We start from the raw sequence: 1,678 nt of genomic DNA, 5'->3' as shown, positions 1-1,678 counted from the left end.
CCGCCAAAACCGCCGATCTCGCCATCGGCGCCCGGCCGGCGCGTCGCGCGCACCAGCGGCTTGATCTTCTCGACCATGAGATTGCCGGCATCGATATCGACACCGGCCTCGGCATAGGTGAGCCCGTTCTTGCGCTTGTTCACGTCGCGCTTGCTCATTTCTGGTGCCCGTTCAGCAATTTTCCTTGTCGCGGGCTCTTCGCATGAACGGTTTCTGTCCGCAAGGATAACGGCCATCTCGGCCTACAAAACCGTGGACAGCGCGCACGTACAGGCGCTCGTGATTGGCGAAAGCCAAGCTGAAGGCCGCTCCCGTGCGGGGAGATCGGCAGCTCCTCCCTTGTTGCCACCCGCCATCTTCATCATCTATCTCCGACCAAGAGGAGGTGCCAGGCATTTGACCATCCCCAACCTGATCACCATCCTGCGCCTTGTCCTGGTGCCGGCGGTGGTGCTGGCGATGCTGCAGGCGCGCTGGGACTGGGCTTTTGCCGGGTTCCTCGTCGCCGGCATTTCGGACGGCGTCGATGGCTTCATCGCCCGCCGTTTCAACCAGCAGTCCACGCTCGGCGCCTATCTCGATCCGATCGCCGACAAGCTGCTGCTGGTTTCGGTGTTCGTGGTCATGGGCCTCATCGGGCAATTGCCGCTGTGGCTGGTCGTCACCATGGTGTCGCGCGACGCGTTGATCGTCTGCGCGGTTTTGCTGTCCGCCGTCATGGCCCATCCGGTCGAGATGAAACCGCTTTTCGTGTCGAAGGCCAACACCGCCATCCAGATCGTGCTGGCGGCGGTTGTGCTGGGTGAACTTGCCCTGTCGGTTCATCTCGACCCGCTGAGGCCGGTTCTCATATTGCTGTCTGGGGTCTTGACCGTGGCTTCGGCCGCAGCCTATCTCGTGACTTGGCTGAGGCACATGAGCTGACATGACGAAGGCTCCACTCCGGACATCCGAGACAGAAGCGGCGGCGATCGAGGCCGCGGCCGCCGACATCGCCGCGTCCGCGACCTTTCGCCGCCAGATCTTCTTCTGGCTGGCCGGCGCCGCGCTGCTGGCGCTTTTCCTCTATGTCTTCAGCGCCATCCTGCTGCCCTTCGTCGCCGGCATGGTGCTTGCCTATTTCCTCGATCCCGTTGCCGACCGGCTGCAGCGGCTCGGCCTGTCGCGTTTCATGGCGACGGTGGTCATCCTCATCACCTTCCTCATCGTGCTGGTCCTGGCCTTTGTCATCCTCATTCCGGTTCTGGCCACGCAGATGGCCGATTTCGCCGGCAAATTGCCGGAATATCTGACCCGGCTGCAAAGCCTGATCACCTCGTTCGATCCGAAATGGCTGGAGCAGAAGTTCGGCGTCAACGCCAATAGCTTGCGCGACGGGCTGAATTCGCTGCTGACCTCCGGCTTCGGTTTTGTCACCACCGTCTTCACCTCGCTGTGGAGTTCCGGCATGGCGCTGGTTTCTGTGGTCAGCCTGTTCGTGGTGACACCGGTGGTCGCCTTCTACATGCTGCTCGACTGGGACCGCATGGTGGCGGTCATCGACGGCTGGGTGCCACGCGACAACGTCCAGACCGTGCGCGCCATCGCACGGGACATCAACACCGCCACGGCAGGCTTCGTGCGTGGCCAGGGCACGCTGTGCCTGGTGCTGGGCGCCATGTATGCCACCGGGCTGACG

Annotated in this window: 2 protein-coding genes and 1 pseudogene; 2 read left to right on the top strand and 1 reads right to left on the bottom strand. The window is 62.9% G+C overall.

Features of this window, described 5'->3' with window-relative positions; genetic code table 11:
* Nucleotides 1-158 (bottom strand): annotated as a pseudogene (locus EN925_RS41190) (phosphoribosylformylglycinamidine cyclo-ligase); the annotation flags it as partial.
* A gap of 238 nt (nucleotides 159-396) precedes the next feature.
* On the opposite strand from EN925_RS41190, the gene EN925_RS34855 reads away from it, so the two are divergent.
* Together EN925_RS34855 and EN925_RS34850 are read left to right on the top strand one after the other, a co-directional pair.
* Entirely contained in the window at nucleotides 397-924 is a 528-nt protein-coding gene (locus EN925_RS34855) for a CDP-alcohol phosphatidyltransferase family protein (RefSeq protein ID WP_013532444.1), read from the top strand.
* Nucleotide 925: 1 nt separating this feature from the next.
* The coding region (locus EN925_RS34850; protein ID WP_164894623.1) for an AI-2E family transporter at nucleotides 926-1,678 on the top strand (753 nt) is incomplete at its 3' end.

The sequence above is a fragment of the Mesorhizobium sp. M7A.F.Ca.US.006.04.2.1 genome, assembly GCF_004022915.1.
Taxonomy (GTDB): domain Bacteria; phylum Pseudomonadota; class Alphaproteobacteria; order Rhizobiales; family Rhizobiaceae; genus Mesorhizobium; species Mesorhizobium ciceri.
This window is presented reverse-complemented; position numbering and strand designations above follow the sequence as displayed.